General features: G+C 61.6%; 13 protein-coding genes. 5 read left to right on the top strand and 8 right to left on the bottom strand.

Annotation, left to right across the window (positions count from 1 at the left end):
- Positions 1-64: 64 nt before the first annotated feature.
- Positions 65-694: a LysE family translocator gene (locus QMK54_RS30960; RefSeq protein ID WP_320401824.1), complete on the top strand. Its 630-nt coding sequence runs from the start codon at positions 65-67 to the stop codon at positions 692-694.
- A 4-nt stretch (positions 695-698) separates the two neighbouring features.
- Here QMK54_RS30960 and QMK54_RS30965 read toward each other — a convergent pair whose 3' ends face one another.
- From QMK54_RS30965 to QMK54_RS30985, 5 genes are all read right to left on the bottom strand, one after another.
- Complete coding sequence (locus QMK54_RS30965; RefSeq protein WP_110657729.1) at positions 699-2816, bottom strand: hypothetical protein; 2118 nt, start codon at positions 2814-2816, stop codon at positions 699-701.
- Positions 2803-3999, bottom strand: a complete 1197-nt coding sequence (locus QMK54_RS30970; RefSeq protein ID WP_320401825.1) for a DUF3142 domain-containing protein — start codon at positions 3997-3999, stop codon at positions 2803-2805. The genes QMK54_RS30965 and QMK54_RS30970 overlap by 14 nt, the downstream gene beginning before the upstream one ends.
- A gap of 200 nt (positions 4000-4199) precedes the next feature.
- The gene (locus tag QMK54_RS30975; protein WP_320401826.1) at positions 4200-6230 is read right to left on the bottom strand and encodes a pyridoxamine 5'-phosphate oxidase family protein; all 2031 of its coding nucleotides are present in this window, start codon (positions 6228-6230) and stop codon (positions 4200-4202) included.
- A gap of 63 nt (positions 6231-6293) precedes the next feature.
- Positions 6294-6920, bottom strand: a complete 627-nt coding sequence (locus tag QMK54_RS30980; protein WP_110662016.1) for a glutathione S-transferase family protein — start codon at positions 6918-6920, stop codon at positions 6294-6296.
- 127 nt (positions 6921-7047) lie between these two features.
- Entirely contained in the window at positions 7048-7950 is a 903-nt protein-coding gene (locus QMK54_RS30985; protein WP_110662015.1) for a LysR family transcriptional regulator, read from the bottom strand.
- A gap of 629 nt (positions 7951-8579) precedes the next feature.
- On the opposite strand from QMK54_RS30985, the gene QMK54_RS30990 reads away from it, so the two are divergent.
- From QMK54_RS30990 to QMK54_RS31005, 4 genes are read left to right on the top strand one after another with little or no spacing between them, the layout of a single operon-like run.
- Positions 8580-9737: an AI-2E family transporter gene (locus tag QMK54_RS30990; protein ID WP_110662034.1), complete on the top strand. Its 1158-nt coding sequence runs from the start codon at positions 8580-8582 to the stop codon at positions 9735-9737.
- A gap of 14 nt (positions 9738-9751) precedes the next feature.
- Positions 9752-11263: an efflux transporter outer membrane subunit gene (locus QMK54_RS30995; protein ID WP_110662035.1), complete on the top strand. Its 1512-nt coding sequence runs from the start codon at positions 9752-9754 to the stop codon at positions 11261-11263.
- Positions 11256-12374, top strand: a complete 1119-nt coding sequence (locus tag QMK54_RS31000) for an HlyD family secretion protein (protein ID WP_110662036.1) — start codon at positions 11256-11258, stop codon at positions 12372-12374. Before QMK54_RS30995 ends, QMK54_RS31000 begins: the two co-directional genes overlap by 8 nt.
- A complete protein-coding gene (locus QMK54_RS31005; RefSeq protein WP_320401827.1) occupies positions 12364-13389 on the top strand; it encodes a DUF2955 domain-containing protein in 1026 nt (341 codons plus the stop codon). Before QMK54_RS31000 ends, QMK54_RS31005 begins: the two co-directional genes overlap by 11 nt.
- 46 nt (positions 13390-13435) lie before the next feature.
- Here the strand turns inward: QMK54_RS31005 and glmS are convergent, their stop codons facing one another.
- The 3 genes from glmS to glmU all read right to left on the bottom strand — a co-directional run bounded on the left by glmS (position 13436) and on the right by glmU (position 17629).
- Positions 13436-15268 (bottom strand): glutamine--fructose-6-phosphate transaminase (isomerizing), encoded by a 1833-nt coding sequence (glmS, locus tag QMK54_RS31010; protein WP_110659411.1) that lies wholly within the window; start codon positions 15266-15268, stop codon positions 13436-13438.
- A gap of 1 nt (position 15269) precedes the next feature.
- Positions 15270-16046: a DeoR family transcriptional regulator gene (locus QMK54_RS31015; protein WP_110659410.1), complete on the bottom strand. Its 777-nt coding sequence runs from the start codon at positions 16044-16046 to the stop codon at positions 15270-15272.
- A 215-nt stretch (positions 16047-16261) separates the two neighbouring features.
- Complete coding sequence (gene glmU, locus QMK54_RS31020; RefSeq protein WP_320401828.1) at positions 16262-17629, bottom strand: bifunctional UDP-N-acetylglucosamine diphosphorylase/glucosamine-1-phosphate N-acetyltransferase GlmU; 1368 nt, start codon at positions 17627-17629, stop codon at positions 16262-16264.
- Positions 17630-17684 lie beyond the last annotated feature (55 nt).

Below are 17684 nucleotides of genomic sequence, written 5' to 3' on the forward strand. Positions count from 1 at the left end.
AGCACCTGCCCCGCCCTTCCGCCCTAGACTGGCACCACCGAATCGACAACGAATGGGGTGCAACATGCAGGGGCTCTGGCTGTTTTTCATGGCACTGGCAGTGGTCTATCTTCTGCCGGGGCCTGACATGATCCTGCTGTTGCAGACCGGTGCCCGCCAGGGCAAAAGCGCCGCGCTGGCCACGGCCGTGGGGTTGGGCATCGCCCGGGGTTGTCACGTGGCGTTGGCGGCGCTGGGTTTGGCCGCACTGTTCAAGGCAGCGCCCTGGACTTTCGATGTCGTGCGCCTGGCAGGCGCTGCGTATCTGCTGTGGATCGGTATTCAGTGCCTGCGGACCACGATGCTGCCGAGCCTCACCAGCGCTGATACAACCGGCGAAAAACCGCGCTGGGGCGCAGCCATCCGACGCGGACTGCTGACCAACCTGCTCAACCCCAAGGCGCTGCTGTTCTGCTCAGTGCTGCTACCGCAATTCATCAACCCAGAGGCCGGAGCGGTGCTCGGACAATTTGCGACCTTGGGCGCGGTGCTGGTCGGCGTCGGTTTGCTGTTCGACAGCGCTTACGCCCTGGTCGGCGCGGCACTCGGCCGGTGGTTGCAACGCAGCCCTTCAGCCCAACGCCTGCAACAATGGTTGTTCGGCAGCCTGTTGATCGGTTTCGCCGTACGGCTGACCTTTGTGCAACAGGCTTGAGCCTTTACTGAGCCTTGGCGCGGCGACGCTTGAACATCAACAGCGCGGCTGCCGCGAACGCCAATACGCTACCGGCCTGCAACGGCGTCTTGTACGGGCGCAAGGCCGAGCGCGCCGCGTCGGTGACCTGGGTCACGTAGCGTTTGTCTGCGTTCTCGAAGTCGGGATACGGGCACTGGTGGCCAAAGTCGGCGGCCCATTCCACGTAAGGTCCTTGTTTGACATAACGCTGATAAATCGCACTTTGCTCTTCGGGACTGCTGTTCCACCCCGACGCCTCGCACAGCACCGCCGCAAACGCCTGACTGGTGTGAGGCAAGTTATCCGCTGCCTTGCTCGCCAGCGCGGTGGCCATGAAGCGATAGTGATAACGCTGATCTGGCTGGGCAGCGCTGGCCTGCTGGCGCTTTATTTCGTCCTCGGCCACCAATGGCCCGACCTTGAGCTCGTCGTTTGCCAGGGTGAAGTTACCGCCGAAGGTGGCGTAGTCCGGCGCCATCTCGTAGCCCAGAATGTCCATGCCCCACTCGCGCGCCGTCCAGGCCGCATTGAACAGCGCAGCGGCGCGACGGGTTGGCCACCAGGCTGAATCAGCCGCCAGACGTTGCTCGCCATACAATTTCGCCTTGTGTCTCAAGCCGTCATTATCGAAGTATGCCGGTGCCTCCTCGTAATGCCCCTCGCGCAACAAACGCCGGCCCAGCAGATTGCGCAGGCTCGCCGCTACCGGCAAGGGCACGTAGTTGTCGCGGTCCTGCTGGGTAAGCGCTGGCGGGGCTGGCACTTGTGTGTCGACGTAGTGCTTGAGTTCTTCGAGGGTCAACACGCGCTCGGCAACGGTGGCGGCGTCGAACCAGTAAATGCTTTGGCTGCGATACAACTGATCGAAGGCTTGCAGGTAATCCCCGCGTTGCAACGCCAGGATCGCACTTTCACCCTCGACCCGGCATTTGGGCTGGAGCGTTTCGTAATCGTAGTCCGGGGTCCGGCGCTCGCCCCAGGATTCGTTCTGCGGGAAGGCCTGGGCCGCTTTGGCGTAGGCTGCGGCGGCTGCCTTTTTATCGCCCTCGCGCACTGCCAGTTTTGCCCGCAGCCACCAGGCCAAACCGCCATCGCCGGCATGTTCGAGGAAGGCCTTGGCGCTGGCGTAATCACCCTGTTGATAATTCATCGCTGCCAGGCGGTCGGCGTTTTCGAGACTGCCACGGGTGCTGTTTTGCAGGAGCTTGATCATTTTTTGTTCGTTGGCGGGTTGATCACCGAACGACCAGCCCAAGCGGCTGATCAGCGATGCCGTCACCAACTGCTGCACGGGCTGGCCCTTGAGCAATTCGGCCACTTGATCCTCCGGCAGCGTCATCAGGTCCGCCATCAACAACTTCAGCGATTCGTAGCCCACCACGGAGCCGTGCAGATTTTGCGTGGCGTACAGCTCGATGGCGCGGTTCCAGTCGCCAGCGGTGCGCACCACACGAGCTTCTTCGCCGAGGCTGGCAACACCCAGTTCCAGCGGGTCGCTGAAGCCGTCGATGCTCAGTTGCCGGGTTTGCTCAAAAGCCTTGGCAGATTGTTCGAGCAGATCCGGGGCTGCATTGGCTTCAGCGCTCATGGCGAACAACGCGCGCCCCAGCGAGTAAGCCGCCCAGGTGCTGCGCGAGGCCCGTTGCTCAGCGGGCAACGCCAGCACTTTCTTGAAATACCCGGCGGCCAAGGCAGGATCACCCGCGCCAAATGCCACGGCACCGGCCAGGTACAACCTGAGCTCGGGCGCCAGTTGCGCGCCTTCGGTTTCAACCTGACGGGCATCCGTCAGGCTGCGCAGGTGTTTCACCAACACCTGTTGCTCAGCGGAAAGTCCGGCCTGCTCAGCCTGATCCCGCAGCGTTACAAGGTCGGGCTCATCGCTGTAGTCGGCGCCAGCGGTGACGTTCTTCAAGCCGTTGATGGCGTGGCCGAGGCGGCTGACTTCGAAGCTGAAGTTGCCCTCGGGCAGTTCCGCCAGCGACTGGCCACGGTTATCCAGCAGGCGCATGGGGAAGTCCGGGCCGCAGGCCAGCGCCGAACCCAGCGGCAGGCTGAGGCTCAGGCAAAGCAAATGACGCGGCCAGTTACGGGTGAACATTCGAACCTCCTTGATCAATGTGTGCGCAGCGAGCCCAACCAATGGCACGCTGCCCGCCAGCCGGTAGTCGGCCATCACGCAGGCGGGTGAAGGTAAGCAGATCCGGGCTCTGTTGCAACGCGTAACCGGCCAAGGCATCGGCCCCTTCACAGCCGCTGACCGCGAGGGTCAGGCGTTCGGGCCAGGCGCGGTCGAGATTGCCCTGGTTGCTGATGCCGATGTCATAGAGGCCATCGTCGGCCGATAGTTTCAGTTGTAATTGACTGTCGAGGACATCACCCCGCGCCACCGCGCGCAAGGTGGTCAAGCTCCAGGCGCGACGGTCGTTGGCCAATGGCAGGCGAAACCAGATCAGGCCCGCCAGATGTTTCGGTGGATCGGCGCGCAGCTCGGTGCCGAGAGTGCGCAATGACTGCGGATCGGCGAGTAATTCCCGGCGCAGGCCTTCGCGCTCCAGCGTGACTTCGCTTTCCACGATCGGCGCGCCATCCGCCGACGGCAGCAATGCCACGCCGTAGGCCGGCAGCGCCAGATAGAAAGGCTTCGGCGTGATACGGCTCCAGGCCTTTGCCCATTGCCGGGCCTGATCGGCATCGAACAAGCCCCGACGCGGATCGCTCACGGCGTGCACCTGCAACACGCTGCTGTCGACTGTGGATAACAGCGCCGGCAGTTCGCGACTGTCGAGCCAGGACGGCAACGCGGTGATGCTCAACGGCAGCGAAGTCGGCAACGCTTCGCGCAAATGCGCGAGAAATTCGCGGTACGCCGGTAGCCGGGCATTACCCGCATCGTGGTCGATTTCCACCCCGGCGAGGTTCACCCCCTGTTTCTGCCAATCGCTGATCACTTGGCGGATTTGCGCGGTGACCTCTTCCTGATCCAGCGACTTGAGCTGCCCGTCCAGGCGCACCACCGCAATCACCGGCCGGCCGTCGCGTGTGAGCAGTGCCAGGTCAATCCGGGCCCGATTCCAGCCGGCGTTGGGGAAGGCCTGCAAGGCCAGTACCCGCAACGTCGAAAAATCTGCACGGCTGTCGCTGAGGGCCGCGTCGTGGGCCGGCGTCCACTGCCGCTGCCAGACGTAAAGTTGCTGATCCAGCGGCGGTGCTTCCTGTTTTTCGCAACCGGCGGTCAGCGCCAGCGCCATCAACAAGACAATGGAACGAATGAAAAAAACCATGGAAACGCTTGTTCCTGAAATGCAGTAAAGGCTTTACCACAAACCCTGTGAGAGCGGGCTTGCTCGCGAAGGCGTCGTGTCAGTCGACATCAACGTTGCTGACACATTGCTTTCGCGAGCAAGCCCGCTCCCACAGGGTCCTGGGCTCCCCACCCTACCCAGCCGTCGACCGGCGGGCAATGTTGGCCTGCAATCTTCCTTCAGATATCGAGCACCAGCGGCTGCGCTCCCTGCGCCGGAATCGCACAGCAAATCAGCACCTGTCCGTCATCCGGCACCTCCGCTGGCGGCAACGGGTAATGCACCTGGCCGCTGATCAAGCGCGTCTTGCAGGTGCCGCAGGAGCCGCCGCGACAACTGAACTCAGGGCGCAGGCCACGGCTTTCCGCCAACTCCAGCAAACTGCCGCCCTCCGGCTGCCAGCGCGCTTCCTTGGCCGAGCGCTGGAACACCACGGGCACGGACGTGGTGGCGGCTGGCGGTTGTTCGATGACCACGGCATCGGGATCCGGACGTCGACGCAAGGTCGACGGGCCGAAGGTTTCGGCGTGAATCCGCGAATCGCGAATGTCCAGTTCGCGCAAGCCGTCGTACAGCGCCTGGGTAAAACTCCCCGGGCCACAGACGACAAAGTCCAGCTGGTCGTAGTCCTCGACGGTCAGCAGATCCTTGAGCAGCGCGACGTCGATCCGGCCCTGAAGGTCGAAGTCCTCTCCTTGCATCGCCTCGGCTTCCGGTTGGCTGAGCAAACGCACCACCCGCACCGCGTCACCGGCAACTTCGAGCAAGCGGTCCAGTTCCTGGCGAAACGGCTGGTCGGCCAACGTGCGCGAACTCTGGATAAACAAAGTCGGGCGGATACGGCGGGTGCGCAGCCCCTGGTAAACCACCTCCCGCACCATCGACAACAGCGGCGTGATGCCCACCCCGGCTGCCAGCAACACCAATGGCCGACGCTCGTGGGGCACCACGGTGAAATGCCCTTGCGGCGCTCGCGCCTCCAGCAGATCGCCGACACGAATCTGCTCATGCAAATGCGTCGACACCCGCCCGTCACGCTTCACGCTGATGCGGAAAAAATCATCGGACGGTGCGCTCGATAAACTGTACGTGCGGATGTGCACTTCACCGTCAATGTCGAAGCGCAGGGGCAAATGCTGCCCGGCCTGAAACAGTGGCAACCCGGCTCCATCAGCGGGCTCCAGGTAAATCGAGCGAATGTTGTGGCTTTGCGCTTCAATCCGCGCCACCCGCAACGGTCGCCATTGATCGCCCAAGGCTTTGGCCTGCAAACGCGCCTGGGCCTGCTCCCATGTGCCGGTGAGCAAACTGGTGGGCGACACGCCGTCGAAGCGCCAGCGCAATGCCAGCGCGGCCGGGCGACGTACGACGTGCTCGACATCGATTGTCCACAGACGCTCGGCGCCCTGGAACGCGTCGATCTGAGGGCCCTCCAGAATGATTTCGGTGCGCCCGCTGAGCTGCAGCAAATCACCGGTATTGAAGTCGATGAACAACAATCCGGCCCGGGGATTGAGCAGCAAGTTGCCCAAGGTGTTGAAATGCAGGTTGCCGGCGAAGTCCGGAATGGTCAGGCGATTGCCTTCCACTTGTACGAAACCGGCCTGGCCGCCACGGTGAGACACATCCACCGAACGCTCACCGTCGACATCTACATAACTGGCAACGAAGAACGTGTCCGCCTCGGCGATCATGGCTTTGGCCGCGTCATCCAGTTCGGCGAAATGCTGGGCAGCACGCGTCGAAGGATCGCTCAGCGGCACCGAGCGAAACTGGCGCAACTGAATGTACTGCGGGCAATTGCCGAAGGACTGATCCACCGTCACCGCGAACCCCTCCGCCGTCATGGCGCGGACATGGCCATTGATGCGGTTGCGACGGCGGGTATGCAACTCGATGCCCAACAGGCCGATGGCCGAGTCGTCGTGCAACTGCGCTGGATCATCAAGGGCAGGCAAGCTGCGAAATTGCAGCAGGCCAGGTTCTGGTGAGTGGGCGAAACCGGGCTGGCCTTCAAGGATGCTGGCCCAGGGATGACCGTCGGCATCCACCGCCCCGTACAGCATGAACGGCAATTGCTGATAGAACGTGCGGTGCTGGTCCGGCATCTCGCTGCGAATCACCTTGCGACCGAACACCTCCATGCGCTCGGCAACGCCCACATGCGCCTGCAGTTGTTTCTCGCCGGCATGCCAGGGTGAACGGTCCATAGGGTTTCTCCCCTGCGCCAGTGGCGCAGAACGGGGCGGCCCGGCAACTCCGGGCCGCCAGCATCAGGCAGTTTTTTGCAGACCGGCGACCGTACGCGGCATGCCGACAAAACCTGGCAGGGCTTCAATGCGGGACAGCCAGGCGCGAATATTGGCGTACTCGTCCAGCGACACATTGCCCTCGGGCGCATGGGCGATGTAACTGTAGGCGGCGACGTCGGCAATCGTCGGTTCAGTGCCTGCCAGATAGGGCGTACTGGCCAATTCGTGATCGATCACTTTGAGCACGGAATGGGCGTAGGCAATCACGTCGTCAGCGTTGTAAGGCGCGCCAAACACGGTGATCAATCTTGCCCGGGCAGGGCCGAAGGCAATCGGGCCCGCAGCCGCCGACAACCAGCGCTGAACCTTGGCCGCCCCCACCGGATCAGCCGGCAGCCAGCGGCCGTTGCCGTACTTTTGCGCCAGATAAACCAGAATCGCGTTGGAGTCGGCCAACACCACGCCCTGGTCATCAATCACCGGCACCTGACCGAACGCATTGAGCGCCAGGAACGCCGGCTGCTTGTGTTCGCCCTTGGCGAGGTCAACGAAGATCAATTCGGTCGGCAATTTCAGCAGGGACAGCATCAACTCGACGCGATGAGCGTGGCCGGAACGTGGGAAGTTGTAGAGTTTGATCGCTTGCATGGTCGACACCTTGGGTCAGTGGTGCTGCTCAGGAGTGACCAGCGCCGATGGGTCGTATCTTCCACCGACAACCAAAACAACAGAATCACCAGCAAACGCAATCCATTATTTCAGTGGGTGAAATAGTTCAACCCTCGAGCGCGGGATGCTCGCGCAGCGTCTTCACCGCGAAATCAACAAAACTGCGCACCCGGGCCGGTGCCTTGCGCCCGCCCTGGTAGACCACATGGATGGGCAACGGCGGCAGTTCGAAGTCGGCCAGAATGATCTCCAACTCACCGGCGGCCACCTTGCTCGCCACTTGATAAGACAGCACCCGCGTGAAGCCCAACCCAAGGCAAGCTGCCGTAATGGCGGCCTGATTCGCGGTCACCACCAGTCGCGGCTCGGCCCGGACACTCAAGGTTTCACCGTCCTCAATGAATGGCCAACTCCTGAGCTGGCCGATAGCAGAGGTCGCGATTATCGGCGCCTGAGCCAGTTCCTGTGGATGCCTGGGCCGACCATGGCTGGCCAGATACTGTGGCGATGCGCAGATCACCCGCCGTACCTCACCCACGCGGATCGCATGCTGATTGCTGTCGGGCAACTCGCCGATGCGAATGGCCACATCGACGCCTTCCTCGACCACGCTCACCACCCGGTCGACCAGCAGCGCATTGATGCAGACCTCGGGGTATTGCGTCAGGTAGCTGACCATCAGCGGCGTGACAAACAGCTCGCCAAACAAAACCGGTGCGGTGATGGTCAGTTGCCCACGAGGATGGATATGGCTGCCCGCTGCCGAATCCTCGGCTTCCTGCACCTCGGCGAGAATTCTCCGACAGTCCTCCAGATAGCGCTGACCGGCCTCGCTCAAATGCACGCTGCGCGTGGTCCGCGTAAGCAACTGCGTGCCAATACGCTGCTCCAGCGCCGCTACTGCCCGGGTAACACTGGCCGCCGACAGGCCCAAACGCCGCGCCGCCGCCGAAAAACCCTGTTCCTGGGCGACGGCAGCGAAGACCTGCATTTCCTGGAAGCGGTCCATGGGCATGTCCTTCTTTCGGATAAATTAAAGTCGCAAGACGCAAACGCTTTCCGTGGCGAGGGAGCTTGCTCCCGCTGAACTCCGTAGCCGTTCCATTTTTGGGGTCGCTTCGCGCCCCGACGGGAGCAAGCTCCCTCGCCACAGGTTATTTATGGCTCGCCCTGTCTCTTGAATGAACGGTACTACAACCTGCCTCACACCGACGGACTCACGAAAAAGCCCCCCGGAGATTATTGATAATTAATGAGGATTATTATCTTGCGACAGGTGTTCCAGTTCGTAATTATCCGGACCCGCCGGCCGCAATGGCTAATATCTGACAGCAGAACAAGCCATTCGCACTGGGTCAAAACCATCGCGTGGTAAAGGCTCAGCGGCGGGCACCCTCAACGGCAGCACAATTGCGCGCTGTATAAACAGGCGGAATATACGACTGCTCCTATACTACAAACCACCCTGTTACCTATTGGATTTTTGATAGGTACCACGTTGAAATTTTCCCTAGTTGAATTAGAGCGTTATCGGGTTGTTAACGCTTGCGTGCCTGTCCTTCTTTGAGGATTCGCTTAGTAGGGGAAGTGCAACTTCACTGGCTGGCTAACCTGTGTGACACAGCAAGGAGTTCGACAATGTTGCGCACTAACATTTCCGCTAGAGCACTGACCGGTGGTTTGCTCGACGTACTGATTCGCGCCGGGCTGATTGCGGTGCTGGTACTGTTCTGCTTCCAGATCTTCCACCCGTTCCTCAACCTTATGCTCTGGGCAATGATTCTGGCCATCACCCTGTATCCACTGCATGGGCTCATCAAGCGCAAACTGGTCAACAAGGACGGTCGTGCCGCCACCCTGATCGTGGTGGTCTCCCTGGCCTTGCTGATGGTGCCGATCTACCTGCTGGGCACCTCGATCAGTGAATCGATCCAGGGCACCCTGGCGGTCCTCAAGTCCGATACGTTGCAGATTCCACTCCCCAGCGAAAAAATCGCTTCCCTGCCGCTCATTGGCAAGCCGCTCTACGGCTACTGGATGCAGGCTGCCACCGACATGAGCAGCGTGCTGATGAAGGTGATGCCCTATATCAAGTCCGTCGGCCTGACCTTGTTGGGCAAAATGGCTGACGTTGGCGTGGGCTTTCTGTTGTTCATCGGCGCCCTGATCATTGCCGGCGTGCTCATGGCCTACGGCGAAAACGGCGAAAGAAGTGCCCTGGCCATCACCTCGCGCCTTTCCGGGCCAGAACGTGGCCCGCGCATCACCGAGCTGTGCACTGCCACCATCCGCGCAGTTGCCCAGGGTGTGGTGGGTATCGCGTTCATTCAGATGTTGCTGGTCGGTGTGGGCTTCGTGCTCATGGGCGTCCCCGGTGCCGGCCTGCTGGCCATGGTGGCGCTGTTGATGGGGATCATGCAGTTGCCCGTGCTGCTGGTGACGCTTCCGGTGATCGCTTATGTCTTCGCCACTGAAGGCACCAGCCTGGCCACTGTTATTTTTGGCATCTACAGCCTGATTGCCGGGATGGCCGACAACGTCCTCAAACCGTTGATGCTTGGCCGCGGCGTCGATGTGCCCATGCCGGTGATTCTGATTGGCGCCCTGGGCGGCATGGTGAGTGGCGGCTTCATTGGTTTGTTCATCGGGCCGGTTGCACTGGCGGTGGGCTACCAACTGTTCTGGCAGTGGGTCCAGGATCAACCGTCTGCCGAGATATTGAGCGAGACACCACATCTCGAGGCGTTGAACGAGACACCGCAAATCGAGGCAATGAACGATCAGCGTCCCCTCTGAGGAGTTTGCGCTTGATGCCTCGCCCTGCTCGCATCAGCCGGCTTCTGCTCTGTGGCACCGTCGTCCTGGGGGGCTGCGTGCAACTGGGTCCGGATTTCCAGTCGCCGGCCCAGCCATGGGTCGACCACTGGAACAGTCCGGCCCTGGAGATCGCCGGCCGACAACACGCGCAACCTGACAGCCGCCAATGGTGGCGCGTGTTCAACGACCCGGTACTGGACCATTTGATGGCCGAAGCCGATGCCCACAACCCTGACCTGCACGTCGCTGGCCTGCGGGTCATGGAGTCCCGCGCACAATTGGGCATCGCACTGGCCGGCCGCTACCCGCAATTGCAGCAGGCCAGCGCTGACAGCCTGTACTTGAACCGCCGGCAATCGGGCGGCGCCAACCCTCAGGACACGAATTTCTGGCAACACAGCGTCGGCTTCGATATCGGCTGGGAGCTGGATTTCTGGGGGCGTTTCAGCCGTGCCATCGAGTCGGCGGACGCGTCCTGGTTTGCCGCCCAGGCCAACTACGAAAATGCCTTGGTGCTGTTGCACGCGCAGCTGGCGCAAAACTACTACGCCTTGCGCACCGCCGAGGCGCGCCTGGCCATCGCCCGCAGTAACGCAAAATTGCAAAAACGCAGCTACGAGATCACCGAGCGCCTGTTCAACAGCGGCGCCGAAGCCGAACTCGATCTGCAACAAGCCAAGACCCAGTACCTGGGCACCCTGAGCACCATCCCGGATTTCGAGAGCCAGGTGGCGAGCTTGCGCAATGCGTTGTCCACCCTGATCGGCCAGCCACCCGGCTCGATCCCTGACCTCAATCGCAACACTGGTTTAGTGCCGCTGCTCGATACTGCGGTTTTGCAGGATGTGCCGGCCAACCTGCTGGTACGGCGCCCCGATGTTCGCGCTGCCGAGCTGCAAGTGGCGGCGCAGTCGGCATTGATCGGTGTGGCCGAGACTGACCTGTACCCCTCCATCAGCCTGCTGGGCAGCATCGTCTGGTCCGCCAGCTCGCTCAACGCCGCGCCCAATACCCTCGACTTCGTGGCCGGCCCCAGCCTGCGCTGGGACATCTTCGACCACGGCCGGATCACCAACAACGTGCGCGTGCAGGATGCCCGCCTGCAGCAGCTGATCGTCATCTACCAGGACAGCGTGCGTCAGGCGGCACGCGAGGCTGACGATGCCGCGACCGGTTTGATCAAGGCGCTGGAGCGCGACCAGATCCTCAGCGAAGCCTCGGTAGCCGCCGAACGCTCGGTGACCCTGGCCAATGCCCAATACCGCGAAGGCTATTCGGATTTCCAGCGCGTGCTGGATGCCCAGCGGGCCCTGTTTGCCCAACAGGATATCTACCTGGTCAACCGTGGCACCGCGGTCAACAGCCTGATCGCCCTGTACAAGGCCCTGGGCGGTGGCTGGTACAGCGACCAGCCGATCGTCGACCCGGCCACCCGCAAACAAATGCAAGAACGGACCGATTGGGGCGATCTGCTCGACGAACCGAAGGAAAGTGCCCATGACTGACAGCCAACAACCGGCCGCCGAGAACGCCTCGGCCCCCGCCGCCGACCCGGCCAGAAAAGCGATCAACTGGGTCGTGCTGCTGATCATCCTGAGCCTGGTCTGGTACCTGATGGCCGACCGTTATACGCCCTACACGCAACAGGCACGGGTGCAGGCCTTCATTGTGCCGGTGGCGGCCGAGGTATCCGGCCGGGTGACCAAGGTGCATATACGCAACAACCAGGACGTGAAGGCCGGCGAACTGCTGTTTGAAGTCAACCCGGAGCAGTACCAGATCGCCGTCGATCGCGCCCGCGCCGACCTTGAATCGACCCGGCGCCAGGTGGGCGCCAACACCGCCGGCATCGACTCCAAGCAAGCTTCCCTGCGCGCCGCCCAGGCCAACGAGCTCAAGGCACGCCAGGACATCCAGCGGCTTGAGCGCCTGTACCGCGAAGACCCGGGCACCATCTCGCTGCGACGCCTGGAGATATCCCGCGCCACCGTGCAAGAATCCATCAGCCAGGTCGCCGCGGCCAAGGCTGAAGTACAACGTGCGCGGGAAACACAGGGCGGTAACGAAGACGAAAACGCCCAGTTGCTCAGCGCCGCCAGCAACCTTGAAAAAGCCGAGCTGGACTTGAGCAATACCAAGGTCCACGCGCGCTCGGCCGGCCTGATCACCGATCTGCGCACCGATGTCGGCCAGTTCGCCGCCGCCGGTGCTCCGGTGATGACCCTGATCGCCATCCACGACGTGTGGATCAGCGCCGACATGACCGAAAACAACCTGGGCAGTGTCCAGCCCGGGACGCCGGTGTCCATCGTCCTCGACGCCCTGCCAGGGAAAATTTACCAAGGCCATGTGCGCAGCGTCGGCTATGGCGTCGATATCGGCCAGACCACCCAGCCGGGCAGCCTGCCGAAAGTGGAGAACAGCCGCGATTGGCTACGCCCTGCCCAGCGCTTTCCGGTCATCATCGAGTTCGAGCCCGGTGAGCTGAGCAGCCCGCAAGGCATCCGGTCCGGCGGCCAGGCCGAAGTCATGGCGTTCCCGAGTGAAGGCAACCCGCTGAATATCCTGGGCCGCCTGTTCCTGCGCGTGATGAGCTGGATGTCCTATGCGTATTGAGCGCCCGGCCCGGGTTCAGCGCGCCCTGCGCCTGAGCTTCGGTACCGCGCTGTGCCTGGCAGCGAGCTTCGGTCTGGCTCTCCCCATCCCGTTCCTCGCGCCGATGCTGGCGCTGATGATGCTGGCAGCGATGAACCGGCCATTACCGTTCAAGGCCAGCCTGGGCCTGATCCTGATCCTTATGCTGACCACCGGGACCGGCCTGCTGCTCATTCCCCTGCTGCGTTACTACCCGCTCAGTGGCGTACTGCTGGTCGGACTGTGCCTGTTCATGGCATTTGGTTACGGCCTGCGCGGCGGCAACCCATTGGTGGCGACGTTCCTGGTGGTGGGCCTGACCTTGATCAGTGCGGCCGGAACCGCTGAATTCGCCCTGGCACTGGAGGTGATCGTGGCCCTGGTCAAGGGACTGTTCCTGGCCGTCACGACACTGACCATCAGCCATTGGCTATTCCCCGACCCCGCCAGCGCCCCACCAGCCAAACCTGCCCCTAGCCTGTCTCCCACCGAAAGCAGTTGGCTGGCCCTTCGTGCCACGCTGGTGGTGCTGCCAACGTTCCTGCTGGCCATGGTCGACCCGGCCAGCTACCTGCCGATCATTATGAAAGCCGTCAGCCTCGGCCAACAAAGCTGCGCAACCAGCGCCCGCAACGCCGGCCAGGAATTGCTCGGCTCGACCCTGCTCGGCGGCCTGATGGCGATCCTGTTCTGGTGCGCGCTGAGCCTGTTCGTCAACCTGTGGATGTTCTTTCTGTGGATGTTGCTGTTCGGCCTGCTGGGCGCCAGAAAACTCTACGGCCTGGCCCAGACCCGACAACCACCGAGCTTCTGGCTCAACAGCCTGGCGACCCTGATCATCCTGCTCGGCCAATCGGTGCAGGACAGCGCAGCGGGGAAGGATGTCTACACCGCCTTTGCCATCCGCATGGGGTTGTTCATTCTGGTGACCTTGTACGCCTGTGTGATGGTGCATTTGCTGGATACGCGGCGGCGGCGGCGAATTACCACCACTTAGAAACAGAAAAACCCCCTGAAGAGGGGGTTTTTCATCTGTGGATAACTTATTCCACAGTAACCGATTTCGCCAGGTTGCGCGGCTGGTCAACGTCGGTGCCCTTGAGTACGGCGACGTAGTACGACAGCAGTTGCAGCGGGATGGTGTAGAGGATCGGCGACAGGATGTCGTGAATGTGCGGCATGTGCACAACGTGAGTGCCTTCACCGTTGGTCATGCCGGCCTTCTCGTCTGCGAAGACGATCAACTGGCCACCACGGGCGCGGACTTCCTGGAGGTTGGATTTCAACTTCTCCAGCAGCTCGTTGTTCGGCGCAACGGTCACTACTGGCATGTCGTTGTCCACAAGCGCCAACGGGCCGTGTTTCAGCTCGCCGGCCGGATAGGCTTCAGCGTGGATGTAGGAGATTTCCTTGAGCTTGAGTGCCCCTTCCATCGCTACCGGGAACTGCGCGCCACGGCCGAGGAACAGGGTGTGGTTCTTCTCGGCGAACAGCTCGGAGATTTTTTCCACGGTGCTGTCCATCGCCAGCGCTTCGCCCAGACGGGTTGGCAAACGACGCAGTTCTTCGACCAGGGTCGCTTCGACGCCTTTGGCCAGGGTGCCACGAACCTGACCCAGGGACAGCGTCAGCAACAACAGGCCAACCAGTTGCGTGGTGAAGGCTTTGGTCGAAGCCACACCGATTTCACGACCGGCCTGGGTCAGCAGGGTCAGATCGGATTCACGCACCAGCGAGCTGATGCCGACGTTGCAGATCGCCAGGCTGGCGAGGAAGCCCAGTTCCTTGGCGTTGCGCAGCGCGGCCAGGGTGTCGGCGGTTTCGCCGGACTGGGAGATGGTCACGAACAAGGTGTCCGGCTGCACCACCACCTTGCGGTAGCGGAATTCGCTGGCAACTTCGACCTGGCAAGGGATGCCGGCCAGCTCTTCGAGCCAGTAACGCGCGACCATGCCGGCGTGGTAGCTGGTGCCGCACGCGACGATCTGTACGTTGCGCACTTTGGCGAACAGTTCGGCTGCCTGTGGACCGAATGCCTGTACCAGCACCTGGTTCTGGCTCAGGCGACCTTCCAGGGTGCGCTGCACCACGGACGGTTGCTCGTGGATTTCCTTGAGCATGAAGTGGCGGAACTCGCCTTTATCAGCGGCTTCGGCGCCATCGCGATATTGCACGGCTTCACGCTCGACAGCCTGGCCGTCAACGTCCCAGATCTGCACGCTGTCGCGGCGGATTTCGGCGATGTCACCTTCTTCCAGGTACATGAAGCGGTCGGTGACCTGACGCAGGGCCAATTGGTCGGACGCGAGGAAGTTTTCCCCCAGGCCCAGGCCGATCACCAGCGGGCTGCCGCTGCGGGCTGCGACCAGGCGATCCGGTTGCTTTGCACTGATGACCGCCAGACCGTAGGCACCGTGCAGCTCTTTGACGGTCGCCTTCAGGGCCACGGTCAGGTCGCTCAGATCCTTGAGTTTGTGGTTCAGCAGGTGAGCGATGACTTCGGTGTCGGTGTCCGAGGTGAACACATAACCCAGGGCCTTGAGTTGTTCACGCAGGGCTTCGTGGTTTTCGATGATGCCGTTGTGCACCACCGCCAGGTCGCCGGAGAAATGCGGGTGGGCATTGCGCTCGCACGGCGCACCGTGAGTGGCCCAGCGGGTGTGGGCGATACCCAGACGACCGACCAGCGGTTCGGTGGTCAGAGCCTGTTCCAGCTCGCTGACCTTGCCCGGACGACGCATGCGCTCGAGTTTTTCATCGTTGGTGTAGACCGCCACGCCAGCGCTGTCGTACCCACGGTATTCAAGGCGCTTGAGGCCTTCGACGAGGATGGCGGTGATGTTACGTTCTGCGACTGCGCCGACAATTCCACACATGCTATTTCTCCTGACTGACAGCCGCGCATATCAAAGTGATGCCGCGGGCCTGAATCTGATCGCGAGCCTCAAGCGGCAGGCGTTCATCGGTAATAAGGGTATGGACACTGCTCCAGGGCAGCTCCAGATTGGGAATCTTGCGGCCGATCTTGTCGGCCTCCACCATCACCACCACTTCACGGGCGACTTCGGCCATGACCCGGCTCAGCCCGAGCAGTTCGTTGAAGGTGGTTGTACCGCGGACCAGATCGATGCCATCGGCACCGATGAACAGCTGGTCGAAATCGTAGGAGCGTAGTACCTGCTCGGCCACCTGCCCCTGAAAGGACTCGGAATGCGGGTCCCAGGTGCCACCGGTCATCAACAGCACCGGTTCGTGCTCAAGTTCGCTCAGGGCATTGGCGACATGCAGCGAGTTGGTCATCACCACCAGGCCGGGTTGCTGGCCGAGTTCCGGGATCATCGAGGCGGTGGTACTGCCACTGTCGATAATGATGCGCGCATGCTCGCGAATCCGCGCAACGGCGGCACGGGCGATGGCTTGTTTGTACTTGGAAACCGGCTGGCCAAGGTCGGCCACTAGCTCCTGAGGCATGGTGATCGCTCCGCCATAACGACGCAGCAACAGCCCATTGCTTTCAAGTGCCGCCAGATCCTTGCGAATCGTAACTTCCGACGTTTCGAAACGCTTGGCCAACTCATCCACACTGACTTCGCCCTGCTCGGTGAGCAAGGCGAGGATGTTGTGGCGGCGTTGAGGCGTGTTGCGCTTCGACATGAGCTAGTAAGTTTCGTTTCGAAAGATAACGGAAGCAATCAAAACCTATCGGCGAAACTTCGTCAAGCGTCATGCGATAAAAAGAACTGTGGATAACTTGTAGGAGCGAGCTTGCTCGCGATGGGCGTGAACGATGACGCATTCCTTCTGGAAAAATGCGCCGCTCTCGAATTCATCGCGAGCAAGCTCGCTCCTACAAAGGAGTTGTGGATAACTCAGCTCTTTTTGACCTTCTCCGGGCGCTTCCAGCCGTCGATGTTCTTCTGGCGAGCACGCCCGATGGCCAACTGGGATTTATCCACAGTCGAGGTAATGGTCGATCCGGCTGCCGTGGTTGCACCGTCCAGGATATCCACAGGCGCTACCAACGAGTTGTTGGAACCGATGAACACATCCGCACCCAGCACGGTTTTCCACTTGTTCACACCATCGTAGTTGCAGGTGATGGTGCCGGCGCCAATGTTGGTGCGCGCGCCGATCTCGGCATCGCCCAAATAGGCCAGGTGACCGGCCTTGGCGCCTTCGCCCAGGTGTGCGTTTTTCAACTCGACGAAGTTACCCACATGTGCGCGGGCTTCCAGCACGGTGCCTGGACGCAGGCGTGCGAACGGGCCGGCATCGCTGCCTTCACCGAGAATGGCACCTTCGATGTGGCTGTTGGCCTTGATGACCACGCCTTTGCGCAGGGTGCTGTCCTTGATCACGCAGTTCGGGCCGATCACCACGTCATCTTCAATGACGACCTTGCCTTCGAGGATCACGTTGATGTCGATCAGCACGTCGCGGCCAACCGTGACTTCACCGCGCACATCGAAACGCGCCGGGTCGCGCAGCGTCACGCCTTGGGCCATCAAGCGCAGACCCGCGCGCAATTGATAGTGACGCTCAAGTTCGGAAAGCTGTTTACGATCGTTGGCGCCCTGCACTTCCATCGCGTCGTGGGGTTGTTCGGTCGCTACCACCAGACCATCGCTGACCGCCATTTCGATCACGTCGGTCAGGTAATACTCGCCCTGCACGTTGTTGTTCGACAGGCGACTGGTCCAGTCAGCCAGGCGATCCGCCGGGACTGCGAGGATGCCGGTATTGCCTTCGTTGATGGCACGTTGAGCTTCGGTGGCGTCCTTGTGCTCGACGATCGCGCAGACCTTGCCATCAGTGTCGCGAACAATTCGACCGTAACCGGTCGCGTCGTCCAGTTCGACAGTGAGCAGGCCCATTTGCCCAGGCACGACAAGCTTGAGCAGGCGCTGCAGGGTTTCTGTTTCAATCAAAGGCACATCACCGTAAAGAACCAGCACGGTGTCGGCTTTGATGAAGGGTACAGCCTGGGCCACGGCGTGACCGGTGCCCAGTTGTTTGTCCTGAAGGACGAAATTCAGATCGTCAGCGGCCAGGCGCTCACGCACGGCATCGGCGCCATGGCCGATCACCACGTGAATGCGCTGCGGATCAAGTTGTCGGGCGCTGTGGATAACATGGCCGAGCATGGAGTTGCCGGCAATCGGGTGCAGTACTTTCGGCAAAGCGGAACGCATGCGCGTGCCTTGGCCAGCAGCGAGAATAACGATTTCAAGAGACATGACTGGCTACCAATCCTGGGTGGTCAGCGGCTGCGACCAGGTTGTAAAAATCGGA

The organism is Pseudomonas sp. P5_109 (assembly GCF_034009455.1).
Taxonomy (GTDB): domain Bacteria; phylum Pseudomonadota; class Gammaproteobacteria; order Pseudomonadales; family Pseudomonadaceae; genus Aquipseudomonas.

Excerpts from the sequence above, each read along its gene's own strand:
- QMK54_RS30960 (WP_320401824.1), top strand. The coding sequence starts at position 65 with ATGCAGGGGCTCTGGCTGTTTTTCATGGCACTGGCAGTGGTCTATCTT.
- QMK54_RS30965 (WP_110657729.1), bottom strand. The coding sequence starts at position 2,816 with ATGTTCACCCGTAACTGGCCGCGTCATTTGCTTTGCCTGAGCCTCAGC.
- QMK54_RS30970 (WP_320401825.1), bottom strand. The coding sequence starts at position 3,999 with ATGGTTTTTTTCATTCGTTCCATTGTCTTGTTGATGGCGCTGGCGCTG.
- QMK54_RS30975 (WP_320401826.1), bottom strand. The coding sequence starts at position 6,230 with ATGGACCGTTCACCCTGGCATGCCGGCGAGAAACAACTGCAGGCGCAT.
- QMK54_RS30980 (WP_110662016.1), bottom strand. The coding sequence starts at position 6,920 with ATGCAAGCGATCAAACTCTACAACTTCCCACGTTCCGGCCACGCTCAT.
- QMK54_RS30985 (WP_110662015.1), bottom strand. The coding sequence starts at position 7,950 with ATGGACCGCTTCCAGGAAATGCAGGTCTTCGCTGCCGTCGCCCAGGAA.
- QMK54_RS30990 (WP_110662034.1), top strand. The coding sequence starts at position 8,580 with ATGTTGCGCACTAACATTTCCGCTAGAGCACTGACCGGTGGTTTGCTC.
- QMK54_RS30995 (WP_110662035.1), top strand. The coding sequence starts at position 9,752 with ATGCCTCGCCCTGCTCGCATCAGCCGGCTTCTGCTCTGTGGCACCGTC.
- QMK54_RS31000 (WP_110662036.1), top strand. The coding sequence starts at position 11,256 with ATGACTGACAGCCAACAACCGGCCGCCGAGAACGCCTCGGCCCCCGCC.
- QMK54_RS31005 (WP_320401827.1), top strand. The coding sequence starts at position 12,364 with ATGCGTATTGAGCGCCCGGCCCGGGTTCAGCGCGCCCTGCGCCTGAGC.
- glmS (WP_110659411.1), bottom strand. The coding sequence starts at position 15,268 with ATGTGTGGAATTGTCGGCGCAGTCGCAGAACGTAACATCACCGCCATC.
- QMK54_RS31015 (WP_110659410.1), bottom strand. The coding sequence starts at position 16,046 with ATGTCGAAGCGCAACACGCCTCAACGCCGCCACAACATCCTCGCCTTG.
- glmU (WP_320401828.1), bottom strand. The coding sequence starts at position 17,629 with ATGTCTCTTGAAATCGTTATTCTCGCTGCTGGCCAAGGCACGCGCATG.